Annotated in this window: 23 protein-coding genes; 18 read left to right on the top strand and 5 right to left on the bottom strand. The window is 39.2% G+C overall.

Features of this window, described 5'->3' with window-relative positions; translation table 11 throughout:
- Positions 1–156 precede the first annotated feature (156 nt).
- From trmD to DEU42_RS04165, 13 genes are all read left to right on the top strand, one after another.
- Positions 157–831, top strand: coding sequence for a tRNA (guanosine(37)-N1)-methyltransferase TrmD (gene trmD / locus DEU42_RS04225; protein ID WP_114757042.1), 675 nt, complete (start codon positions 157–159; stop codon positions 829–831).
- Positions 832–1048: 217 nt separating this feature from the next.
- Positions 1049–1402 (top strand): 50S ribosomal protein L19, encoded by a 354-nt coding sequence (gene rplS / locus DEU42_RS04220; RefSeq protein ID WP_114757041.1) that lies wholly within the window; start codon positions 1049–1051, stop codon positions 1400–1402.
- A 130-nt stretch (positions 1403–1532) separates the two neighbouring features.
- Positions 1533–1760, top strand: a complete 228-nt coding sequence (locus DEU42_RS04215; protein ID WP_114757040.1) for a hypothetical protein — start codon at positions 1533–1535, stop codon at positions 1758–1760.
- 231 nt (positions 1761–1991) lie between these two features.
- Positions 1992–4217: an NADP-dependent isocitrate dehydrogenase gene (locus DEU42_RS04210; RefSeq protein ID WP_114757039.1), complete on the top strand. Its 2226-nt coding sequence runs from the start codon at positions 1992–1994 to the stop codon at positions 4215–4217.
- A gap of 282 nt (positions 4218–4499) precedes the next feature.
- A complete protein-coding gene (locus DEU42_RS04205; protein ID WP_114757038.1) occupies positions 4500–6878 on the top strand; it encodes a TonB-dependent receptor in 2379 nt (792 codons plus the stop codon).
- A 6-nt stretch (positions 6879–6884) separates the two neighbouring features.
- Complete coding sequence (locus DEU42_RS04200; protein ID WP_114757037.1) at positions 6885–7709, top strand: DUF4249 domain-containing protein; 825 nt, start codon at positions 6885–6887, stop codon at positions 7707–7709.
- Positions 7710–7823: 114 nt separating this feature from the next.
- Complete coding sequence (locus DEU42_RS04195) at positions 7824–8486, top strand: thiamine diphosphokinase (RefSeq protein WP_114757036.1); 663 nt, start codon at positions 7824–7826, stop codon at positions 8484–8486.
- Between the two features lie 167 nt (positions 8487–8653).
- Positions 8654–10639, top strand: a complete 1986-nt coding sequence (gene uvrB, locus DEU42_RS04190; protein ID WP_114757035.1) for an excinuclease ABC subunit UvrB — start codon at positions 8654–8656, stop codon at positions 10637–10639.
- A 2-nt stretch (positions 10640–10641) separates the two neighbouring features.
- Entirely contained in the window at positions 10642–11154 is a 513-nt protein-coding gene (locus DEU42_RS04185) for a hypothetical protein (RefSeq protein WP_147278058.1), read from the top strand.
- 40 nt (positions 11155–11194) lie between these two features.
- Entirely contained in the window at positions 11195–11668 is a 474-nt protein-coding gene (locus DEU42_RS04180; protein ID WP_114757033.1) for a TPM domain-containing protein, read from the top strand.
- A gap of 2 nt (positions 11669–11670) precedes the next feature.
- The gene (locus DEU42_RS04175; RefSeq protein ID WP_114757032.1) at positions 11671–12030 is read left to right on the top strand and encodes a DUF4180 domain-containing protein; all 360 of its coding nucleotides are present in this window, start codon (positions 11671–11673) and stop codon (positions 12028–12030) included.
- A 114-nt stretch (positions 12031–12144) separates the two neighbouring features.
- Positions 12145–14022: a mechanosensitive ion channel family protein gene (locus tag DEU42_RS04170; protein ID WP_114757031.1), complete on the top strand. Its 1878-nt coding sequence runs from the start codon at positions 12145–12147 to the stop codon at positions 14020–14022.
- A gap of 20 nt (positions 14023–14042) precedes the next feature.
- A complete protein-coding gene (locus DEU42_RS04165; RefSeq protein WP_199509049.1) occupies positions 14043–14822 on the top strand; it encodes a mechanosensitive ion channel family protein in 780 nt (259 codons plus the stop codon).
- 40 nt (positions 14823–14862) lie between these two features.
- On the opposite strand, the gene DEU42_RS04160 is transcribed toward DEU42_RS04165, so the two are convergent.
- Positions 14863–15264 carry an excinuclease ABC subunit B gene (locus DEU42_RS04160; protein ID WP_114757030.1) on the bottom strand — a complete coding sequence of 134 codons (402 nt, stop codon included), beginning with the start codon at positions 15262–15264 and terminating at the stop codon, positions 14863–14865.
- 52 nt (positions 15265–15316) lie between these two features.
- Between DEU42_RS04160 and DEU42_RS04155 the strand changes: the two genes are divergently transcribed.
- Complete coding sequence (locus DEU42_RS04155; RefSeq protein WP_114757029.1) at positions 15317–16111, top strand: alpha/beta hydrolase; 795 nt, start codon at positions 15317–15319, stop codon at positions 16109–16111.
- Positions 16112–16296: 185 nt separating this feature from the next.
- Positions 16297–16734 carry a DUF1456 family protein gene (locus DEU42_RS04150; protein WP_114757028.1) on the top strand — a complete coding sequence of 146 codons (438 nt, stop codon included), beginning with the start codon at positions 16297–16299 and terminating at the stop codon, positions 16732–16734.
- 41 nt (positions 16735–16775) lie between these two features.
- On the opposite strand, the gene DEU42_RS04145 is transcribed toward DEU42_RS04150, so the two are convergent.
- The 3 genes from DEU42_RS04145 to DEU42_RS04135 are packed head-to-tail and all read right to left on the bottom strand — an operon-like array spanning position 16776 to position 18322.
- Positions 16776–17090: a rhodanese-like domain-containing protein gene (locus DEU42_RS04145; RefSeq protein WP_114757027.1), complete on the bottom strand. Its 315-nt coding sequence runs from the start codon at positions 17088–17090 to the stop codon at positions 16776–16778.
- 30 nt (positions 17091–17120) lie between these two features.
- Positions 17121–17729 carry a thioredoxin family protein gene (locus DEU42_RS04140; RefSeq protein WP_114757026.1) on the bottom strand — a complete coding sequence of 203 codons (609 nt, stop codon included), beginning with the start codon at positions 17727–17729 and terminating at the stop codon, positions 17121–17123.
- Positions 17730–17740: 11 nt separating this feature from the next.
- Entirely contained in the window at positions 17741–18322 is a 582-nt protein-coding gene (locus DEU42_RS04135) for a redoxin domain-containing protein (protein WP_114757025.1), read from the bottom strand.
- A 140-nt stretch (positions 18323–18462) separates the two neighbouring features.
- On the opposite strand from DEU42_RS04135, the gene DEU42_RS04130 reads away from it, so the two are divergent.
- The 3 genes from DEU42_RS04130 to DEU42_RS04120 are packed head-to-tail and all read left to right on the top strand — an operon-like array spanning position 18463 to position 20182.
- Positions 18463–18915, top strand: coding sequence for a MarR family winged helix-turn-helix transcriptional regulator (locus tag DEU42_RS04130; RefSeq protein WP_114757024.1), 453 nt, complete (start codon positions 18463–18465; stop codon positions 18913–18915).
- Positions 18916–18928: 13 nt separating this feature from the next.
- Positions 18929–19567 (top strand): NAD(P)H-dependent oxidoreductase, encoded by a 639-nt coding sequence (locus DEU42_RS04125; RefSeq protein ID WP_114757023.1) that lies wholly within the window; start codon positions 18929–18931, stop codon positions 19565–19567.
- Positions 19568–19612: 45 nt separating this feature from the next.
- Positions 19613–20182: a YceI family protein gene (locus DEU42_RS04120; RefSeq protein WP_114757022.1), complete on the top strand. Its 570-nt coding sequence runs from the start codon at positions 19613–19615 to the stop codon at positions 20180–20182.
- 83 nt (positions 20183–20265) lie between these two features.
- On the opposite strand, the gene cysK is transcribed toward DEU42_RS04120, so the two are convergent.
- Complete coding sequence (cysK, locus tag DEU42_RS04115; RefSeq protein ID WP_114757021.1) at positions 20266–21174, bottom strand: cysteine synthase A; 909 nt, start codon at positions 21172–21174, stop codon at positions 20266–20268.
- Between the last annotated feature and the right edge of the window lie 3 nt (positions 21175–21177).

Below are 21177 nucleotides of genomic sequence, written 5' to 3'. Positions count from 1 at the left end.
ATAATGTAGCAATTCATCAATTTTTCAATGTAACGATGTATCAATTTAGCTATAACCTACTGAATTAATTGTAGAACAACAATTGCAAACAGGAAGCTCAATTGACACATCGTTACATTAAAGAATTAGTACATTTGCACATTCAACAATTAGAACATGAGAATAGACATCATTACTGTACTTCCTGAATTATTACGCAGCCCTTTTGACGCATCGATATTAAAACGTGCTCAGGACAAAGGCCTTGTAGAAGTACACCTGCACAATCTTAGGGATTATAGCACAAACAAACATAAAAACGTAGATGACTACCAGTTTGGCGGTGGCGCAGGGATGGTTATGATGATAGAACCCATAGATGCATGTATCTCTAAACTTAAAGCAGAGCGTGACTATGACGAAGTGATTTACATGTCACCCGATGGGGAAACCCTTAATCAGGGCATGGCCAATCGTATGTCTTTATTGAAGAACATCATTATACTTTGCGGACACTATAAAGGTGTAGACCAACGTGTACGCGATCACTTTATTACCAAAGAGATATCTATTGGTGATTTCGTACTTTCGGGAGGAGAACTTGCCGCCGCCGTAGTAGCTGACAGCATTATCCGCCTTATACCGGGTGTACTGAGCGATGAGACCTCTGCCCTTACTGATAGTTTTCAGGATAACCTGCTTGCACCACCGGTATATACCCGCCCGGCAGAATATAAAGGATGGAAAGTGCCCAATGTACTTTTAAGCGGACACGCTGCCAACATCGACAAATGGCGTGAAGATATGGCATTGGAACACACAAAGACAAGAAGACCGGATTTACTGGAGTAGTTTTGATTTGTTTAAGTTTAAGGTTTAAAGTTGCCTAAAAGACTATTTACTGCATTAAAACAGTGTAACGGAAAACTTTTTTAAGTCCAGAACTTTAAAAAATAACATTAAACTTTAAACTTTAAACAAAAACTTTTATATTTGCACCCTCATTCGGACCAACCTCTGGCGAAAATCGTGCATGTTGCTTTGAATCAAACATTTAAAACTAATAATCATGTCTGATTTATTAAAATTCGTACAAGACGAATTCGTTGCAAAAAAAGATTTCCCTGAATTTAATGCAGGAGATACATTAACTGTATACTACGAAATTAAAGAGGGTGAAAAAACAAGAACTCAGTTCTTCAAAGGAGTTGTTATCCAAAAAAGAGGTGCTGGTATCACTCAAACATTTACAATCCGTAAAATGTCTGGTGCTGTAGGTGTAGAGCGTATTTTCCCGCTTAACATGCCTGCGCTACAAAAAATCGAAGTTAACCAAAGAGGTAAAGTTAGAAGAGCTCGTATATTCTACTTCCGTGATCTTACTGGTAAAAAAGCTAAGATCAAAGAAAGAAGAAGAAGATAGTCTTTTCTCTCTGAGATATATAAAATCCCGTTCGCCACGCCGAACGGGATTTTTTTTTTACTCCACTCAACATATTTACAAAAACACACACTTAACCCCTACCTAAATCATAATTACCTACCTTTACCACATGGATCCAATCTTTATCAAAATAGCAGACATTCGCGGCGGCGTTCACTTTGTAAACATCAAACACATCTATGAGGTTGAGGAGGTTATAAGCGCAAAAGCCAAGCTTACCCACGTGCGATATTATTCTATACCTGATTGCAAAAAAGGTCAGGTAAATAAAGTTATAACCAAGGAATTTACTAACGTTCTTCTGGAAAGAATAAACCAATTGAAAGAAAAGCCGTAAAGCAGAGGAATCATCCTTAAAAAAATGCGAATACCAAAATAACTACATCGTTTTTTTACCAATTTACCAACGCCCTGTTACATAAGATTTTCCTATATTTGCGAGCCTTGTTCTATATAAGGCATGCTTTGCCGTGCACTAAAAGAACAACTCACACAAACACTCAAATAAAATACTAATAATCAGCCTTTTGGCAACAACACCAAAAGGGTCATTAAACAAACGAAGACAATGTCCAAAACATCAAAAATCTTTTACACGATAACTGATGAAGCCCCAATGCTGGCTACCCATTCATTACTTCCAATCGTGCAAGCCTTTACTGCACCTGCAGGAATAGAAGTTGAAACACGTGACATATCACTTGCCGGAAGGATTCTTGCTAACTTCCCGGAAAACCTTACTGACAGCCAGAAAATTGGCGATGCGCTTACAGAACTTGGTCAACTGGCTACTACACCTGAAGCTAACATCATCAAACTACCAAACATCTCTGCTTCAGTACCTCAGCTTAAAGCTGCCATCAAAGAACTTCAGGAACAAGGATACAACATCCCTGACTTCCCGGAAGATGCTAAAACTGACGAAGAAAAAGAAATCAAAGCTAAATATGCTAAAGTATTAGGTTCTGCTGTAAACCCTGTACTACGTGAAGGTAACTCTGACCGTAGAGCGCCAAGAGCAGTTAAGAACTACGCAAAAGCTCACCCTCACTCGATGGGTAAATGGTCGACTGACTCTAAAACCAGCGTTGCTAGCATGAGCGAAGGTGACTTCTACGGAAGCGAGAAATCGGTTACTGTAAAAGAAGCTACTGATGTAAGAATTGAATTTACTGCAAACGACGGTACAGTTACTGTACTTAAAGACAAAACTGCGCTTAAAGCCGGTGAAGTTATTGACTCTTCTGCACTTAACCTTAACAACCTGAAAGCATTTATCGCTGAAGAAGTTGTAAAAGCAAAACAGGAAGGTGTACTTTTCTCTGTTCACCTTAAAGCTACGATGATGAAGGTTTCTGACCCTATCATTTTCGGTGCGATTGTAGAAGTATTCTACAAAGACGTGTTTGAAAAATATGCCGCTCTTTTTAAAGAGCTTGGGGTTGACACACGCAATGGTCTTGGTGATGTTTATGCTAAAATAGCTGGACACGCTCAGGAAGCGGAAGTAAAAGCTGCTATCGAAGCTGTTTACAGCAACGGACCGGCTCTTGCAATGGTTAATTCTGACAACGGAATCACTAACCTACACGTTCCTTCTGATGTAATCGTTGACGCTTCTATGCCGGCAATGATCCGTACATCAGGACAAATGTGGAATGCTGCAGGTAAACAACAGGATACTATAGCTATCATTCCGGACAGATGTTATGCCGGTGTATATGTTGCTACTATAGAAGATTGTAAAAAACATGGTGCTTTTGACCCTGCAACCATGGGCAGCGTACCAAACGTTGGTCTTATGGCTCAGAAAGCTGAAGAGTACGGATCGCACGATAAAACATTCCAGGCTGCTGCTAACGGCGTTGTTAAAGTAATTGACAACAACAATGGTACTGTATATATGGAGCAAAACGTTGAAGCTGGTGATATCTTCAGAATGTGCCAGACTAAAGATGCTCCTATCCAGGATTGGGTTAAGCTTGCTGTAAACCGTGCAAGATTATCTGCTACTCCGGCTGTATTCTGGTTAGACGAGAACAGAGCTCACGATGTTCAGATTATCGAAAAAGTAAAAACATACCTTAAAGATCACGATACAAACGGACTTGATATCCGTATCATGAATCCTGTTGATGCTACTAAATTCTCTCTTGAGAGAATCCGTAAAGGTGAGGACACTATATCGGTAACCGGAAACGTACTACGTGACTACCTTACTGACCTGTTCCCTATCCTTGAGCTTGGTACATCTGCTAAAATGCTTTCTATCGTTCCGCTTATGAATGGTGGTGGATTGTTCGAAACAGGCGCAGGAGGATCGGCTCCTAAACACGTTCAGCAATTTACAGAAGAAGGCTACCTGCGTTGGGATTCACTGGGTGAGTTCCTTGCACTTGGCGTATCGTTAGAGCACCTTGGACAAACTCAAAACAATGCTAAAGCTATTGTATTGAGCGAAACTCTTGACGCTGCAAACGAGAAATTCCTTGAAAACGACAAGTCTCCTGCACGTAAAGTAGGTGAAATTGATAACCGTGGTTCTCACTTCTACCTTGCACTTTACTGGGCACAGGCTCTTGCTGCACAAACTAAAGATGCTGAACTTAAAGCTAAATTTGAGACTATCGCTGCTGAACTTACAGCTAACGAAGCTACAATTGATGCAGAACTTATCGCTGCTCAGGGTAAAGTGCAGGAAATAGGCGGTTACTACCACCCTAACTTTGAGCTTACTGACAAAGCAATGAGACCAAGCGCAACATTTAATGCTATACTTGCAAAACTGGCTTAATCTCCCGTTTTCATTTATATTTAAAAAGCTATCTAAAAGGGTAGCTTTTTTTATACCCCGAAGTATAAAAATAATAGTCAAAATCAACCTAACTTCTAATTCGGCAGGGTAGGTTGCAATAAATTATTAATTTTCTGTCAAAAAAACGTAAAACAGTGTAACATTATATACTTTCATTCGTCAAATGACGTTATCTAAATAATTTTATAAAATTGTAAAAGACAAACATCAATCAATTAATCAATCACCTGAAGCATAAGCTTCTGCAAAAACCACTAAAACATGACCTTACAAAAAAGAGGGTATCTCACGGTACTCCTCCTGCTAATTTTTAGTACTGTGTTGGCGCAGGATAAATATACCCTTAGCGGTACTATTTCTGACGACAGCAGCAACGAAACCCTTATTGGTGCCAGCATTTACATCAAAGAACTTCAAAAAGGCACAACAACTAACGAATACGGCTTTTATTCCATCTCGCTTCCGGCAGGTACCTATACCGTACAGATAAGCTATGTGAGCTTTGGCACACGTGAAGAAACTGTCGTACTGAACAGTAATATCCGTAAAAACGTAAAGCTGACATCTGAGAATAAAGAACTTGAAGAAGTTGTTATTTCGAATAATGTTAAACGTGCAGAGATACGTAAGCCTGAAATGAGCGTTAACAAGCTTACAGTTCAGGAAATCAAGAAAATGCCGGTAGTAATGGGTGAGGTAGACGTACTGAAATCGATACTTACATTACCCGGTGTTACCAATGCCGGTGAAGGCGCATCAGGTTTTAACGTGCGTGGTGGCGCAGCCGATCAAAACCTTATTCTTCTTGATGAGGCTACGATTTTTAACTCTTCTCACCTGTTTGGTTTTTTCTCGGTATTCAATGCCGATGCTATAAAAGACCTTAAATTATATAAAGGGGGGATTCCGGCAAGGTACGGAGGAAGATTATCGTCTGTTCTTGACATTTATCAAAAAGAAGGTAACAGTAAAGACTTTCACATGACCGGTGGAATTGGCCTTATTTCAAGCCGTTTGTTGGCTGAAGGCCCTATTGTTAAAGACAAAGCATCTTTCCTTGTCGGTGGAAGAGCATCTTATGCACATCTTTTCATGAAAGCTGCCGGAGAAGATAACTCAGCTTATTTTTATGACCTCAATACTAAGTTAAGTTACAAACTTGGTCAAAACGATAACCTATACCTTTCAGGCTATTTTGGGCGCGATCTTTTAGATATCAGCGATAGCTTTAATAACATCTATGGTAATACGGTATTGAATCTTCGATGGAACCACTTATTTAGTGAAAAGCTTTTCTCTAATGCCTCGATGATATACAGTGACTACTATTATGGATTAAAGCTGAATTTTATAGGGCTGGATTGGGACTCAGGAATTAAAAACTACAACTTTAAGTATGACTTAAAACATTATCTGTCAGATAAATTAAAACTGAATTACGGTCTTAATGCTATTTATTATGACTTTAATCCGGGGACTATAAACCCAAGTGACGCTACATCTGATATTAATCCTGAGCAACTTGAAAAAAAACATGCTTTTGAGCCAGCACTATATATAGATGCTGAACAACAGTTAAGCGAAGCTATTACCGTAAGTTATGGTGTACGCTACAGCATGTTCTACAGACTGGGTTCTCAAAACGTGAATTTGTACACTAACAATCAGGCTGTTACTTTTAACAACGACCTGAAAATTTATGAAGAAGCCACCCCTATTGGTACTAAACATTACGGCAGCGGCGATGTAATTAGTGATTTCAACAATTTCGAACCACGCGTTGGGATAGCTTATAAACTGAACGATGACCAATCGGTTAAAGCATCATACAATAGAATGGCGCAATACCTGCATCTAATTACCAATACCTCATCGCCTACTCCACTGGATGTATGGGCACCAAGTGACAATTACCTGAAACCTCAAACACTTGACCAGTATGCTGTAGGTTATTTCAGGAACTTTAAAGACGATACATATACGCTTGAAACCGAGGTATTCTACAAAAAGATAAAGAACAAGCTTGATTATATTGACGGTGCCAACCTTATCGCTAATGATGCTATTGAACAGGTTGTATTGCCTGGACGTGCACGTTCTTATGGGCTTGAGGTGCTTTTCAGAAAAAACACCGGAAAACTTACCGGATGGGTATCCTATACACTTTCACGTGCAGAACAGCAAACTGAAGGCAGGACTGCCGAAGAAACAGGTATAAACAACGGTAACTGGTATCGTTCGGGATATGATAAAACACATAACCTCTCGATTACAGGGAATTACGAATTGAGTTCAAAATGGGCATTTGGGGCAATATTCGCTTTGCAGTCAGGACAGGCTGTAACCTACCCTAATGGCTATTATCAGTATGGTGATATTACCATTCCAAGCTTTGGAGGAAGAAATGAAGACAGAAATCCTGCTTATCACCATTTAGATATATCAGCTACTTATACTCCTAAACCTGAGAAAAAACAGGGATGGCAGGGAGAATGGGTATTCAGCATCTACAACCTTTACAACAGGATGAATGCAGCCTCAATAACTTTCAGACAAAATCAGGACACCGGAAACAATGAAGCTGTAAGGCTTTCTATTTTTGGAATTATTCCGAGTGTTACGTATAACTTTAAATTTTAAGGAATCATGAGATATTTTAAATTCCTATTCGCTATAATAACATTCAGTTTCTTTACCAGTTGCGAAGAAGTAGTAGATGTTGACCTTGAAACAGCACCTCCCCGCTTAGTCGTAGATGCCTCTCTGGATTGGATAAAAGGTACTGATGGCAGTCAGCAAACCATAAAACTTACAACCACAACAGGTTATTATAACCCTGTAATTCCGGTAGTATCGGGGGCAACAGTATTTGTTACCAACAGCACCGGGACACAATTCGACTTTATTGAAGAACCGGGAACGGGATTGTACAACTGCACTAATTTTGAACCGGTAATTGGGGAAACCTATACGCTGACAGTAGTTACCAATGGAACTACCTATAAAGCAATAGAAACACTGTACTCTTGTCCGGATATAGAAAATATCATTCAGGATAATGAAGGCGGTATATTGGGTGATGAGATAGAAGTCCGTTACTTCTTTAAGGATAACGGTGACGAAGACAACTGGTACCTTAGCCGTTTTGATACAGAGGTTTTACCTTACCCTGAATATGACGCTATGGAAGACCGTTTTAATCAGGGTAACATGATGTTCAACTTTTTTAGTGATGAAGACCTTAAAGCCGGACAAACGGTGGCTATCACATTGAATGGTATATCTAAACAGTATTATAATTATATGCGACAACTTACTGAAATAGCAGATGGTGGTGCCGGAAGCGGTCCTTTCCAGGTACCTCCATCAACCGTAAGAGGTAATCTTGTAAACCAGACTGATATAAACAACTATGCTTTGGGATATTTCCGTGTTACCCAGGCCATAAAAACTGACTACACGATACAGTAAGGACAAAGTCGTAAGGCAAAAGTCCTAAAGTCAAAATATGTACGTAACTTTGAAGTCCTCCGATAGGAGGACTTTTCTTTTTGACTTTACGACTTTAAAACTTTCGACTTATATATGTCATCACACCACATAGTACGCGACGACCAGGAACCTGCTTTGATTATTGCCAACGGGGCTGAATGCAGCACCGAACTTATGGGGCAATTACTGGAATGGTCTCCCCTTGTTATTGTACTTGATAGTGCTATGCCGCGTGTGATGGAACTCGGCATTAAGGTCGATGTCCTTTTGGGCGACTTTGATCGTGGTTTTGACCCGGAATATTATCGCGAGAAACAGTTTCCTCTGGAAATAGTGCATACTCCGGATCAGGATAAAACCGACCTCGAAAAAGCTTTTGATTACCTTATAGGCCGCGGTTTTCCGGCTGTAAACGTAATATGGGCGACAGGCCGCCGTGCCGACCATACCATATCTAACATTACTAATATAGTACGTTTCCGTAATAAACTAAAGATCGTTATTCTGGATGATCATTCAAAAGTATTTCTTTTACCACAAAAGTTTGAGAAATGGTATCCTGCAGGTACTCCCTTATCCATAATTCCCGTAGGAAAGGTTAGCGGGGTAACTACCAATAACCTTAAATATGAAATGACCGATTATGAGCTAAACATTGGTTATCGCACGAGCAGCAGCAACGAACCTCTTAAAGACGGCATTGTTACCATAGAACACAAAGAAGGCGACCTGCTGATGATGGAATGTTTCGATTAGCCCTGCGGGCGTTTCGGGTTTAGAGTTTTTGGTTTCATGATTGTCATTCTGAACGCAGCAAAGCGGAGTAAAGAATCTCTTTCCACTATTAAACCTCTCCCAAAACTGCCAACTGCTACTGGCTACTGAATACTATAATTGCTATCTTTGTAAAAAAGCCAAACAGAATGAGATTCAATGTAGTATCGGAATATAAACCCACAGGTGATCAGCCACAGGCTATCAAAGAGCTTAGTGCGGGAATTGAAGCAGGAGAACGTTTCCAGACACTGCTTGGGGTTACGGGATCGGGTAAGACATTTACCATGGCCAATGTTATCCAGGAAGTACAGAAACCAACACTCGTACTGGCGCACAACAAAACGCTGGCAGCACAGCTATACAGCGAATTCAAACAGTTTTTCCCTAATAATGCGGTGGAGTATTTCGTATCGTACTACGACTACTACCAGCCCGAAGCCTATATACCCGTAACGGGAACCTACATAGAAAAAGACCTTTCCATTAATGAAGAACTGGAAAAGATGCGCCTTAGTACCACTTCTTCACTTCTTTCGGGCAGACGTGATATTATTGTTGTCGCTTCGGTTTCCTGTCTTTATGGTATTGGTAACCCGGTAGAGTTCCAGAAAAACGTGGTTTCCATAGAGCGTGGCGAAACTATTTCGCGTACCAAATTACTGCACCGTCTGGTACAAAGCCTTTATTCACGTACCGAAGCCGATTTTGGCCCCGGTAACTTCAGGATAAAGGGCGACACGGTAGAGGTTTTCCCGAGTTATGGCGATGAACCGTTCCGAATTCACTTCTTTGGTGATGAGATTGAAGAAATTGAAGCTTTTGACAAAGCTACTTCTAAAGTTATAGAACGTTACGACAGGCTGAATATTTACCCAGCCAATATGTTCGTTACGAGTCCCGATGTGCTTCAAAGTGCCATTTGGGACATACAGCAGGACCTTGTAAAACAGGTAGACTACTTTAAAGAAATAGGCAAACACCTTGAGGCTAAACGCCTTGAAGAACGTACCAACTTTGACCTTGAAATGATTCGCGAACTGGGCTACTGCTCGGGTATTGAGAACTACTCACGCTACCTTGACCGCAGGCTTCCGGGTACGCGTCCGTTCTGTTTGCTGGATTATTTCCCTAATGACTACCTTATGGTTATTGACGAAAGCCACGTTACGGTTTCGCAGGTACACGCCATGTATGGTGGTGACCGCAGCCGTAAGGAAAACCTTGTGGAATTTGGTTTCCGATTGCCGGCTGCGATGGATAATCGTCCGTTGAAGTTTGAGGAGTTCGAAGCGATGCAGAACCAGGTGGTATACGTAAGTGCTACCCCTGCCGACTATGAGTTACAGAAATCAGGCGGTGTATACGTAGAGCAGATCATCAGGCCGACAGGGCTGTTAGACCCTATTATTGAGGTACGCCCAAGCCTGAACCAGATAGACGATCTTATTGACGAGATACAGCAGCGTGTAGAACTTGACGAACGTACGCTTGTAACCACCCTGACCAAACGTATGGCAGAAGAGCTTGCCAAATACCTGACCAAAGTATCCATCCGATGCCGCTACATCCACTCGGAGGTAGATACACTGGAACGTGTAGAGATCATGCAGGATTTACGTAAAGGTTTGTTTGACGTACTTATTGGAGTGAACCTTTTAAGGGAAGGACTTGACTTACCGGAGGTTTCGCTTGTTGCGATACTAGATGCTGATAAAGAAGGCTTTTTGAGAAGTAACCGCTCGCTGACACAGACCGTAGGGCGTGCCGCACGTAACGTAAATGGTAAAGCCATTATGTATGCCGATAAGATTACCGACAGTATGCAACGCACTATTGACGAAACCAACTACAAACGCGAGAAGCAGCATAACTATAACGTAGCCCACAACAAAGTGCCTATGGCACTGAATAAGAAGATCGAGAACAGCACCCTTGGACGCAGCGAAGCTTATAAAATTGAGCACGCTCCTAAAATTGCCGCTGAACCCGATACTACTTATATGGCGAAAGGCGATATTGAGAAGATTATCCGTGAGAAACGCAAAGCCATGGAAAAAGCTGCCAAAGAACTGGACTTTATGCAGGCTGCAAAGCTTAGGGATGAGATTAAAGTGTTACAGGAGAAAGTGTAAGCATGGAACAAATATTATCCACAGTCATTTCATTTTTTCTTGTGATTGGTATTATCTCATTTTTAGTCGTATTTGTAATGGCGGCTGCAGTTAAGATATCACAGCCCAATAATTTCTTCAATGAATTTATAAAATATCGCATTAACAAATATGCATTGCCTCTAGTGATAATTTCCTTTTTAATGATATTTACATTAAAGTTCACCATAAATAAAATGGAACGAGAAAAAATTTCAAATGAATTATCAATATCCAAGTCACTATTATACATAAATGGAATTGAAATCACTAATGATTCACTTCTCAAAGACATTCAAGATATATCTAAAACCAGCAGCAGAAGAAATACTGGCGCAACAGAAATAAATCTTGTCATAAAAAATGGCTCAAAGATCAATCATGTAAAACTCTTAAGAAGTTTTGAAGATTCTACAAAATATTGGGTATCATCAAACGAGAATGGAATAGGTTGTTTTGGAGAAGTCAACACGAAGCATTTAAGTAATTACAAATAAACCTGTTGGTTAAAGCATTAGCTATATATTGTAAACATCCATGAAAAAAGCATTATTCCTTTTAGTTTCAGTTTTATTTATTCAATCTGCTTTCTCTCAGGATATTTTAGATCAATTCCCTAAGCCTGCTACTTCGGTTGTTGACTTTGAGAACTTATTTACCGATCAGGAAGAAATTATGCTTAATAACCTAATAAAAATCTATTACAAGCAAACTGATGTTCAAATTGTTATAGTTACAATTGATAAAAAATCAATCACTGCAGAGCAATTTGATAGCCTTACCCTAGAAATAGCTAATAAGTGGGGGATCAATGGTATTATCATAGGGGTTTCAAAAGGGTTGAGAAAGATTAGAATTCAGAATAGCGTTGGACCTGAAACCAAAATAACAGATGATGAAACTAAACAGATTATTGATACTGTTTTCATACCAAAATTTAAAGAAGGACTATATTATAAAGGGACAAGGGAAGGCATACAGGCAATAGTAAATCATTTGAAAAACAACTAAAAATGCAGTTCACCTTCCACCAAACCCCAACTAAAAAGATAGCTGTTATACTATCGCAGGATATCATATTTGATAATGCGGAAGATGCCGCCGAGTTGTTGATGAACTGTCTTTACCAGGATTCGGACAGCATTATACTATATGAGTACAACCTCCCTCCTGCTTTCTTTGACCTGAAGACCAAACTGGCGGGTGATATACTGCAAAAGTTCTCTACCTATAATGGCAGACTGGCTATCATAGGCGACTTTTCAAAATACGAAAGTAAAAGTCTGAAGGATTTCATTTATGAAAGCAATAAACAGGGCCGGATAAACTTTGTTAGCACTATGGAAGAAGCTCAAGCGGTATTATCCATATAATAGCTTCTCCGAAGCTCAAAAACAAACTTACAAACGCCACTAAATCAATACCTCTAACGCTACCGATTGTTTTTTTTTCTATATTTATAGGAACCATAACCAACACATACCGGTATGAAACACTTTTACCTGTTCGCTTTGCTCCTGCTTTGCTGTTCAAAGGTTTCTTTTGCCCAGCAAAATGATACTATTCCACAAAAAAAAGATTCACTTACCACAATCAAACTTGCGGAGTACAACACCAAACTTGCGGTTATAGAGCAGGAACGTGTACAGGATTCACTGGAACGCATCGAACTGGAAAAACAATTAAGCTCGCTTAAAACTACCGACAACCTTAAAAAAGAGGAACTTTTAAAAAAACTCACCGAACTTAACGATCGTGAAAAGGAACGTCATGCCGAAAAGAAAAAACAAATCGATGCTTTACGTTCTAAAGTAAAAGGCTATCCTGTTACCGGTTTCTTTAATGATACACTTTTCACTATTTATGCTAATCAGGGAAGCTTTTCGGCAAGAGAAAGAGCTGAAGCGGTAACCAAGCGCATTGAGGTATTGGGCGACAATTACCTATTCCATACCGACTCTCTGAAAATAGCCGAAACTGACAATACGGTTGATGTGGTTTACAATGACATCATTATCACCAGCATATCTGAAACCGATGCTATATGGAACGACAGTTCGAGACATGAGTTGGCTAAGACCTTTAAAAAAATCATATCCGACGAAATAACGCGCTATAGGCATGAGACCAGCTTTAAAACCCTGGCTACCGAGATTGCATGGGCAGGTTTTGTTATCGTGTTGCTCGTACTATTCATTTACTTTTCTAACAAGCTCTTCCGTTGGACTGCTCTTAAAATTGATCAGCAAAAAGGCAAATGGCTTAATGGTATCCGCTTTAAGAATTACGACTTCCTGAATCCTGAGCGTCAGGTAAGGGTATTGCTTTTCTTCAACAGCATTACTAAATGGATATTTATTATAATACTCATATATATAGCGCTACCTATATTGTTTGGTATTTTTCCATGGACACAGGATTTTGCCGAAAAACTCTTTAGCTATGTCCTTACTCCTGTAAAGAAAGTTGCTTTCGGGGTTTGGAACTACATGCCTAACCTTGTCACTATAATTGTATTGGTAGTCATTTTCCATTATGTGCTTAAGTTCCTGAACTTCCTTAAGGAAGAAATCAGGTATGGAAAACTGAACATCGATGGCTTTTATCCTGACTGGGCCAATCCTACTTACCAGATATTGAGAGTACTGATACTTGCATTTTTACTGGTTTTGATCTTCCCTTACCTGCCGGGCAGCGACTCTGATATTTTTAAAGGCGTATCGGTCTTTTTAGGTTTTCTGTTCACTTTCGGGTCTATGGGGTCGTTGTCAAATATTATTGCCGGCATTGTGCTAACTTATATGAGGCTTTTCAAAATCGGCGACAGGGTTAAAATAGGTGATATAACAGGAGATATTATCGAAAAATCAATGCTTGTAACCCGAATTCGTACACCTAAAAATGAGATCATCTCAATTCCGAATTCTACGATCATGAACAGCCATACCATAAATTACACCAGTGATACCCCAGACAGGGGACTCATACTATACACCACGGTGACCATAGGTTATGATGTACCTTACAAAGATGTCGAAAAAGCATTACTCGATGCAGTAGACAGGACAGAACGCCTGCTAAAAGAACCTAAACCTTTCGTACTGCAAACTAGCCTTGACGATTTTTATGTGTCGTATCAGGTCAATGGGTACACCAGAGACGCCAATCATCAGTCGGCCATTTATTCCGACCTGCACCGTAATATACAGGATACTTTTAACGAGGCAGGCATAGAGATCATGTCGCCACACTACAGAGCTGCAAGAGATGGAAATACTACTACCATCCCTTCAGATTATCTTAATAAGGATTATAAACCGGGAGGTTTTAATATCAATTTTTCTCAGGAGCATAAAGATCAATAACCAACTAAAAACAACTGATTATGTGGGAAAATATTAAAGAGTTTTTAAGTAGTACCCTATTAACTGTTGGTAAAACCCAGTTAACCGTTAGCTCTATACTATTGCTAATAGCCTTTTGGATTGCCGTAATGTATGGCCTTAAGCTTTTAGAAAAAAGTATCTATAGTATTAAGAGTTTTAATCAGGGTAAAAAATATTCCATTTTTGCACTGATTAAATACGTAGTACTTGTTATTGCTATTGTAATATCACTGGAAATCATAGGCTTTAACCTTTCCATACTATTAGCAGGTTCTGCTGCCTTATTAGTTGGTTTAGGGCTTGGTATCCAAAACCTTTTCAGTGATTACATCTCGGGAATTATAATCCTTATCGACTCGTCACTCAAAATTGGCGATGTCATTGAAATCAATAACATAGTAGGTACTGTTGAGGAAATTAAATTAAGGACAACAACAATCCGTACACGCGAAGATAAATACATAATATTACCCAATACCGATCTGACCCGTCATGAGGTAATAAACTGGACCCATAATGAACTGGCTTCCAGATTTCACGTCGAAGTTGGGGTGGATTATAGTTCGGATGTCGATTTGGTTACCAAACTTCTTTTAGAAGCAGTTGCTGAAGAACCCATGGCATTAAAAAAGCCTGAACCTTTTGTGAGGCTTAATGAGTTTGCCGATTCTGCGCTGGTATTTACAGTATATTTTTGGGTAGAAGATGTTTTCAGGGTTGAAAAAGCAAAGAGCGATGTACGTACCTTATCCTTGAAAAATTCAGAAGCAATAATGTAGAAATACCTTTCCCGCAAAGAGTAGTGCATAAGGCAAAAGACTAATTCTGTTGAGCCCTGAACAGTGCCAAAAGCATATCAGGATCGATCATCCCGGTTGGAGAACGTTGCATTTCTACCAATACGCTTTTCATAGCAAACGGGCTCAATCCCATATTGATACCCATTTCACGGATGGCAACCTGTTCATTGTCATGCAGTACACCGTCGGCCTGCATTAGTAATGCCAGCCTGTAAAACTGAAGAATGCGCTGATGCTCTGACTTCATGACAACTTTCTCAGCCGGCTGATTGAAAAGACTTTCAAATATTTCAGGTTCAACCTTTAACTGCTGTGCCACCACGGCAAGAAACCTGAATTCGCGGTCATGTATTTGTCCGTCAATTTTTGCAAAAGCAATCATTTCGGTAAGTAGGCTAAGTTTTTCTTCGTAAGTATTCATCGGAATAGGTAATTTTAGCTAATTTATTCTTTTACCTGTTAAAATCAAACTAATGAAGCTCAATTTTTTATTCGTTTTATTGTACCTTACTTCTATGAATATAAAAGCTCAGGAACATACCTATTCGCCAAATGTATCATGGTTTACCATACATTCCCCACAACTGAAAACTGACAGGAAGATATGGGTATACCTGCCCGAAGATTATAAAGAAACTAATCACAAATATCCCGTAATGTACATGCATGACGGACAGAACCTGTTTGACAAGGCAACTTCTTTTTCCGGAGAATGGCGCATTGATGAGCAACTCGACAGCCTGCATGCTAAAACCATAGTAATTGGTATAGAACATGGTGGTGACAAACGTATTGAAGAACTTACTCCCCACCCTAACGAAAAATATGGAGGCGGAAATGCAGATGCTTACCTCGATTTCCTGGTAAATACTTTAAAACCTTACGTAGATGCTCATTACCGCACCAAAACGGATAAAGAACATACAGCTATTTTTGGCAGTTCACTTGGTGGATTGGTGTCTTTCTATGGCGTACTTAAATACCCTAAAACATTCGGAAAAGCAGGTATCTTTTCGCCATCATTCTGGTTTAACGATGATATTTTCGATCTTGCCATCAAAGCTGAACATATCAATGCGAAGCTTTACTTTATGGCTGGAGACCACGAAAGCGAGAATATGCAAAACGATCTGGAACGCATGCTTGACATTGTGCTGACAAAAACCAATAAAAAGAATATCCATAAAAAGATTGTACACAACGGCAGGCATAACGAAACATTGTGGGCTAAAGAATTTGCAGAAGCTTACATTTGGTTATTTGATTGATTTGGTAATTCGAAATTTGAACCACAAAGTACGCTAAGCAATCACAACGAACACAAAGCTTTGTGAACTTCTTGCAAACACATTGTGCTCTTTGTGTTTAATTAACCTGTATTGTAACAAATAACCGAATTAAACAAATAACCAAATCAACTATTATACACTATCTTTGCCTAAAATAAAGAAGGATGAATAACAACGATGTATTTAAAAAGCTGCGTGTAGCGCTTCAGTTAAGGGATGATCAGATAGTTGAGATATTACAGCTTGTAGATTTCAGGATATCCAAAGCTGAACTTGGTGCTTTTTTCCGCAATGCGGACCACCCCAACTATATGGATTGTGGCGATCAGGTATTACGCAACTTTTTGAACGGACTTATCATTCACCTTCGCGGTACTAAAGAAGAACCTAAAAATGTTCAGGACGTACTGAAACAAAATAAAGCTGCTGTGGCATCTGCCAAAAAAGAGAAGCCTGCGGGTCAGCCTTCTTTTGAGAAACCAAAGAAACCGGCTGCAAAAAAGCCCGCTCCTAAAGGTCCGCCGCAAAAAGCAAAACCTAAAAAACAGGAGCCTATTGTTGAGAAAGTACGATTCAATAACGGTAAGAATAAGAAATCCTAAGGATTAAGCATAAAAAAAGAGCCCTAAGGCTCTTTTCTGTTTTATTCAGGTGCTACGACCGGGCCATCCCACTGGGATATCCCACCTATCAGATTGAAAGTATTTGGGATTTCAAGCTGATTCATTATGTTACATGCCTGAGCACTACGTGCGCCTGCGGCACAGTATACATAATAGTTCTTGCTTTTATCCAGTTCTTCAACTGCATAGATAAAGCCCTGACCTTTATAGATATCTATGTTGATGGCACCCGGTATGATACCGCGGTTCCACTCGTCTTCAGTACGAACGTCAAGTATAACAGCGTTGCTGTCTGCCTGAGCTTTTTCCCACCATTCTTCTTGTGATATGTTCATTTGTATATTATTGGTTTTTAGACAAAGGTATTATGCTTTTATAGAACAGCCAATAGCCTTGGTCTCTTTTACAGATACTTCTTTACCTTTCACAAGAGCATCAACCGCATTTTCTACATATTTTACTTTTACAGCAGCTGCATCTTCATAGTTATCATCAATAGCACCAATATATTTTACCACATTTCCTTTAGCAGTTTTCTGAAGTATATATACATGAGGTGTTTTTGTAGCACCATATTGAGGATAGATCTTCTGTCCCTCATCTAACAGGTATGGGAAAGTGAATTTTTTATCCTTAGCTCTTTCCTGCATTTTAGCGAAACTGTCGTCTTTTTGTTTCTCAGGGTTATTCGGATTGATTGCTACTACCGGATATCCTAACTTTTTATATTTCTTGTCCAGCGCAATGATACGGTCTTCGTACGCCTGTGCATACGGGCAGTGGTTACAGGTAAACACTACTATATATCCTTTAGCATCTTTAATATCTTTTAAAGACACCTTTTTATTATCAACATTCTTAAGGCTGAAATCGGTAGCGATATCGCCTACTTTATAACCTGCAACTGAGTTAACATTGAATGCTGCCAAAAAAGCAACAAGTACAACGGCTCCTAAAATTTTTACTGTTTTCATAGATTTATAGTTTATTTAAAATTGCTTACTTCTTTTTCGAGTTCCTCATACGTGAACTGCTGTTCATAAAATTTACGCCTGTCCTTATTATATATAAGAGTAGCCGGAAGTGCGCCGCTCCATGTTGAATCTACCTTTGGCAACCAGGTATTCTGATCCGGATCGCGCAGGTAAACCACATCACTTTTCAGTTGCTTCTCTTTAATAAAAGGCAGGAGCCTGCTTTCAACCATCTTGTACATATCAAGACTAACAAGCATAACCTTTACTTTATCCTGTTTATATTTCACATTCAGTTTCTCAAAGTGCGGAAGCTCTTCCACACACGGAACGCACCATGTAGCCCAAAAATTCACTACATAAGTAGTATCATTCTTTTGTTTTAAGAAGTATTCCAGCTTATCAAAATCGTAAGCTTTTACACTTACACCATCTTTAGTATATACTTTTAAGGGTGTTGGCGCATTGTTTTTTTGTAATTCAGTAACAGGTTCTGACGTTTTTTCGGCTTCAGTCTCTGTTTTTTTGTTGCAGGAAGTAAGCATAACACCTAAAAAAAGCATTATCCCTACCCCGATTTTTACTCTATTCATGTTTTGTATTTTCTTTTAGCCCACTAAAATTAAGCCCTAATCGTCTACCAAAATAATTTTAAGAAAATTTTAACACAACATTTGTATATACAAATATAAATCATACTACATTTGTATATACAAATTTTGTATTTACTGATATGAAAATAGAAAACATCATAAAATCACCGGGAATGTCTACCTCAAAGAAGGTTATGATGAATATTATGTATACACAAAATGTAATTGGCGAGAACTTTAATGAAACCATGAAAGAATATGACCTCTCACCTGAGCAGTTTAACGTACTGCGAATACTGAGAGGCCAAAAAGGAAAACCCGCCAATATGTGTGTAATCCAGGAACGCATGATTGCTAAAACAAGCAATACTACGCGCCTGGTCGACAAATTACTCCTGAAGAAACTCGTTACACGTGAAGTATGTGAAGAGAACCGCAGGAAGATGGAAATTTTAATTACTGAAAAAGGACTTGAGCTGTTAAAAGAGCTTGATCCTCTGGTACAGGGACACGAGGAAAAGTTTGCTAACAACCTTACCCATACCGAACTGGAACAACTGAATACCCTGTTAGAAAAATACAGGACCATATAATAAATCTAAAACAATGAGTAATTACATAGAAAGCCTTAACTGGCGTTATGCAACCAAAAAGTACGACAGTACTAAAAAAGTATCTGATGAAGATATTGAAAACCTTAAAGAAGCTATCAGACTAAGCGTTTCTTCTATAGGTTTACAACCTTACAAAGTATTTATTGTTGAATCTGATGAGATGAAAAACAAGCTTAAAGCTGCTGCTGGTGGTAACAACCAAAACCTTATTGCAGATTCCTCTCATCTTTTCATTTTCGCAAATGAAGTGAATGTTGGCGACAAACATGTTGAAAACTACGTGAACAACATCAGCCAGACGAGAGATATTCCTGTAGAAAACTTAAAAGGCTTTAGCGATTACATATCTTCATATGTAAATTCACTTACCGAAGAGCAGAAAAATGCGTGGACAATGAAACAGTCGTACATAGCACTTTCTACACTTGTAAACGCTGCAGCTCACCTTAAAATCGACACTACCGCTATGGAAGGTTTCAATGCTCAGGAATTCAATGCAATCTTAGGTCTTGAGGAACTTGGACTTAACACTGCTGTTATTGCAGCCGTAGGTTTCCGTCACGAAGAAGATGCTAACCAACACCTTAAAAAAGTTAGAAAATCTAAAGAAGAACTTTTTGCTACTATATAAATAAAAAGCTTAATTTTAATAACCCTAAATAATTATAATAAAAAAATGAAAAATCTAAAAACGATTGCAATTGCATTAACAGTAGCTCTTACAACACTTACAGCTACAGCTCAGGACAAAAAAATCAACACTTCTAAAAGTAAAATCAGCTGGGTTGGTGAAAAAGTAACCGGAAAACACGAAGGTACTATCAACGTTAAAGACGGTGTTCTTACATTCAAAGGAGACAAACTTACTGGTGGTAATATTACTGTAGACATGAACTCTATACAGTGTACTGACCTTAAAGCAGGTGAAGGTAAAGAAAAACTTGAAGGACACCTTAAAGCTGACGATTTCTTTGGTACTGATAAATACCCAACTGCTAAAATCGTTTTCAAATCGGTTAAAGCTAAATCTGCTGGTGTTTACACTGTAACTGGTGATCTTACTATCAAGAAAACTACTAAACCTGTAACTTTTGACCTAACAGTTGGTAAAAATTCTGCAACTACAACTCTTAAAGTTGACAGAACTAAATATGACATCGTTTATGGTTCAAAAAGCTTCTTTGACAGCATAGGAGACAAAGCTATCTATGATGAGTTTACTCTTAACGTGAATCTTGCATTCTAATCTTAGTTTAAATTGAACAACAAACCCACGCAATGCGTGGGTTTTGTGTTTTCTTTTAAGACACTTTGGTACTCAGTAACTTCTTAGAAAAGCCCTTCAATAGAAAGATACCTTTCACCGGTATCATAATTAAAAGTAAGAACCTTCGCTCCCTCAGGGATTTCTGAAAGTTTCTTATTCACCGCTGCTAATGACGCACCGGTAGAAATACCCGCAAGCAAACCTTCTTTCTTTGCTACATCTCGAGCAAAATCGAAAGCCTCATCTTTTCCTACCTGAATAACACCATCAATAAGACCGCTTTGGTATATTGAAGGTACAAATCCGGCACCTATACCCTGAATGGGATGTGGCGACGGGCTTCCTCCGCTTAATACAGGCGATAATTCAGGCTCAACAGCAAATACCTTCAGATTAGGTAGTTTTTCCTTTAAAACAGCTGCTACGCCTGTTATATGACCTCCTGTACCTACTCCGGTAATGACATAATCGAGTCCATCCGAAAAATCTTCAAGTATCTCCTGAGCAGTGGTTCGCTTATGTACCTCCACATTAGCCTGGTTGTCAAACTGGCTTGGCGACCATCCGTTTGGAGTTTCAGCAACTAGCTCATTAGCTCTTTCAATAGCTCCTTTCATCCCTTTTTCACGAGGTGTAAGCACAAACTCTGCCCCATAAATAGACATGAGTTTCCTGCGTTCTACACTCATGCTTTCAGGCATAACAAGGATAAGTTTATATCCCTTAACTGCAGCCACTAAAGCCAGTCCAATTCCAGTATTACCTGAAGTAGGTTCAATAATAACACTATCCGGTTTCAGAACACCTTTGGCTTCGGCATCCTCGACCATTGCAAGGGCAATCCTGTCCTTAATGCTGTTACCCGGATTATTGCGTTCCAGTTTGATCCAGACATTACGATCCGGAAACAATCTGCTTAAATGTAAATGCGGCGTTTTGCCTATAGTTTCTAAAATGCTTTTTGCTTTCATATA

This window comes from Flavobacterium sp. AG291, assembly GCF_003350375.1.
In the GTDB taxonomy this organism is placed as follows: domain Bacteria; phylum Bacteroidota; class Bacteroidia; order Flavobacteriales; family Flavobacteriaceae; genus Flavobacterium; species Flavobacterium suzhouense.
Note: the sequence above shows the minus strand (reverse complement) of the source record. Positions and strands in the feature narration are given on the sequence as shown.

What these genes read in the sequence shown, in the direction of transcription:
- DEU42_RS04215 (WP_114757040.1), top strand. Translation starts at nt 1,533, where the DNA reads ATGGATCCAATCTTTATCAAAATAGCAGACATTCGCGGCGGCGTTCAC.
- DEU42_RS04200 (WP_114757037.1), top strand. Translation starts at nt 6,885, where the DNA reads ATGAGATATTTTAAATTCCTATTCGCTATAATAACATTCAGTTTCTTT.
- DEU42_RS04160 (WP_114757030.1), bottom strand. Translation starts at nt 15,264, where the DNA reads ATGAATACTTACGAAGAAAAACTTAGCCTACTTACCGAAATGATTGCT.
- DEU42_RS04130 (WP_114757024.1), top strand. Translation starts at nt 18,463, where the DNA reads ATGAAAATAGAAAACATCATAAAATCACCGGGAATGTCTACCTCAAAG.
- cysK (WP_114757021.1), bottom strand. Translation starts at nt 21,174, where the DNA reads ATGAAAGCAAAAAGCATTTTAGAAACTATAGGCAAAACGCCGCATTTA.
- DEU42_RS04120 (WP_114757022.1), top strand. Translation starts at nt 19,613, where the DNA reads ATGAAAAATCTAAAAACGATTGCAATTGCATTAACAGTAGCTCTTACA.
- DEU42_RS04155 (WP_114757029.1), top strand. Translation starts at nt 15,317, where the DNA reads ATGAAGCTCAATTTTTTATTCGTTTTATTGTACCTTACTTCTATGAAT.
- uvrB (WP_114757035.1), top strand. Translation starts at nt 8,654, where the DNA reads ATGAGATTCAATGTAGTATCGGAATATAAACCCACAGGTGATCAGCCA.
- trmD (WP_114757042.1), top strand. Translation starts at nt 157, where the DNA reads ATGAGAATAGACATCATTACTGTACTTCCTGAATTATTACGCAGCCCT.
- DEU42_RS04180 (WP_114757033.1), top strand. Translation starts at nt 11,195, where the DNA reads ATGAAAAAAGCATTATTCCTTTTAGTTTCAGTTTTATTTATTCAATCT.
- DEU42_RS04135 (WP_114757025.1), bottom strand. Translation starts at nt 18,322, where the DNA reads ATGAATAGAGTAAAAATCGGGGTAGGGATAATGCTTTTTTTAGGTGTT.
- DEU42_RS04210 (WP_114757039.1), top strand. Translation starts at nt 1,992, where the DNA reads ATGTCCAAAACATCAAAAATCTTTTACACGATAACTGATGAAGCCCCA.
- DEU42_RS04205 (WP_114757038.1), top strand. Translation starts at nt 4,500, where the DNA reads ATGACCTTACAAAAAAGAGGGTATCTCACGGTACTCCTCCTGCTAATT.
- rplS (WP_114757041.1), top strand. Translation starts at nt 1,049, where the DNA reads ATGTCTGATTTATTAAAATTCGTACAAGACGAATTCGTTGCAAAAAAA.
- DEU42_RS04185 (WP_147278058.1), top strand. Translation starts at nt 10,642, where the DNA reads ATGGAACAAATATTATCCACAGTCATTTCATTTTTTCTTGTGATTGGT.
- DEU42_RS04175 (WP_114757032.1), top strand. Translation starts at nt 11,671, where the DNA reads ATGCAGTTCACCTTCCACCAAACCCCAACTAAAAAGATAGCTGTTATA.
- DEU42_RS04170 (WP_114757031.1), top strand. Translation starts at nt 12,145, where the DNA reads ATGAAACACTTTTACCTGTTCGCTTTGCTCCTGCTTTGCTGTTCAAAG.
- DEU42_RS04165 (WP_199509049.1), top strand. Translation starts at nt 14,043, where the DNA reads ATGTGGGAAAATATTAAAGAGTTTTTAAGTAGTACCCTATTAACTGTT.
- DEU42_RS04195 (WP_114757036.1), top strand. Translation starts at nt 7,824, where the DNA reads ATGTCATCACACCACATAGTACGCGACGACCAGGAACCTGCTTTGATT.
- DEU42_RS04150 (WP_114757028.1), top strand. Translation starts at nt 16,297, where the DNA reads ATGAATAACAACGATGTATTTAAAAAGCTGCGTGTAGCGCTTCAGTTA.
- DEU42_RS04145 (WP_114757027.1), bottom strand. Translation starts at nt 17,090, where the DNA reads ATGAACATATCACAAGAAGAATGGTGGGAAAAAGCTCAGGCAGACAGC.
- DEU42_RS04140 (WP_114757026.1), bottom strand. Translation starts at nt 17,729, where the DNA reads ATGAAAACAGTAAAAATTTTAGGAGCCGTTGTACTTGTTGCTTTTTTG.
- DEU42_RS04125 (WP_114757023.1), top strand. Translation starts at nt 18,929, where the DNA reads ATGAGTAATTACATAGAAAGCCTTAACTGGCGTTATGCAACCAAAAAG.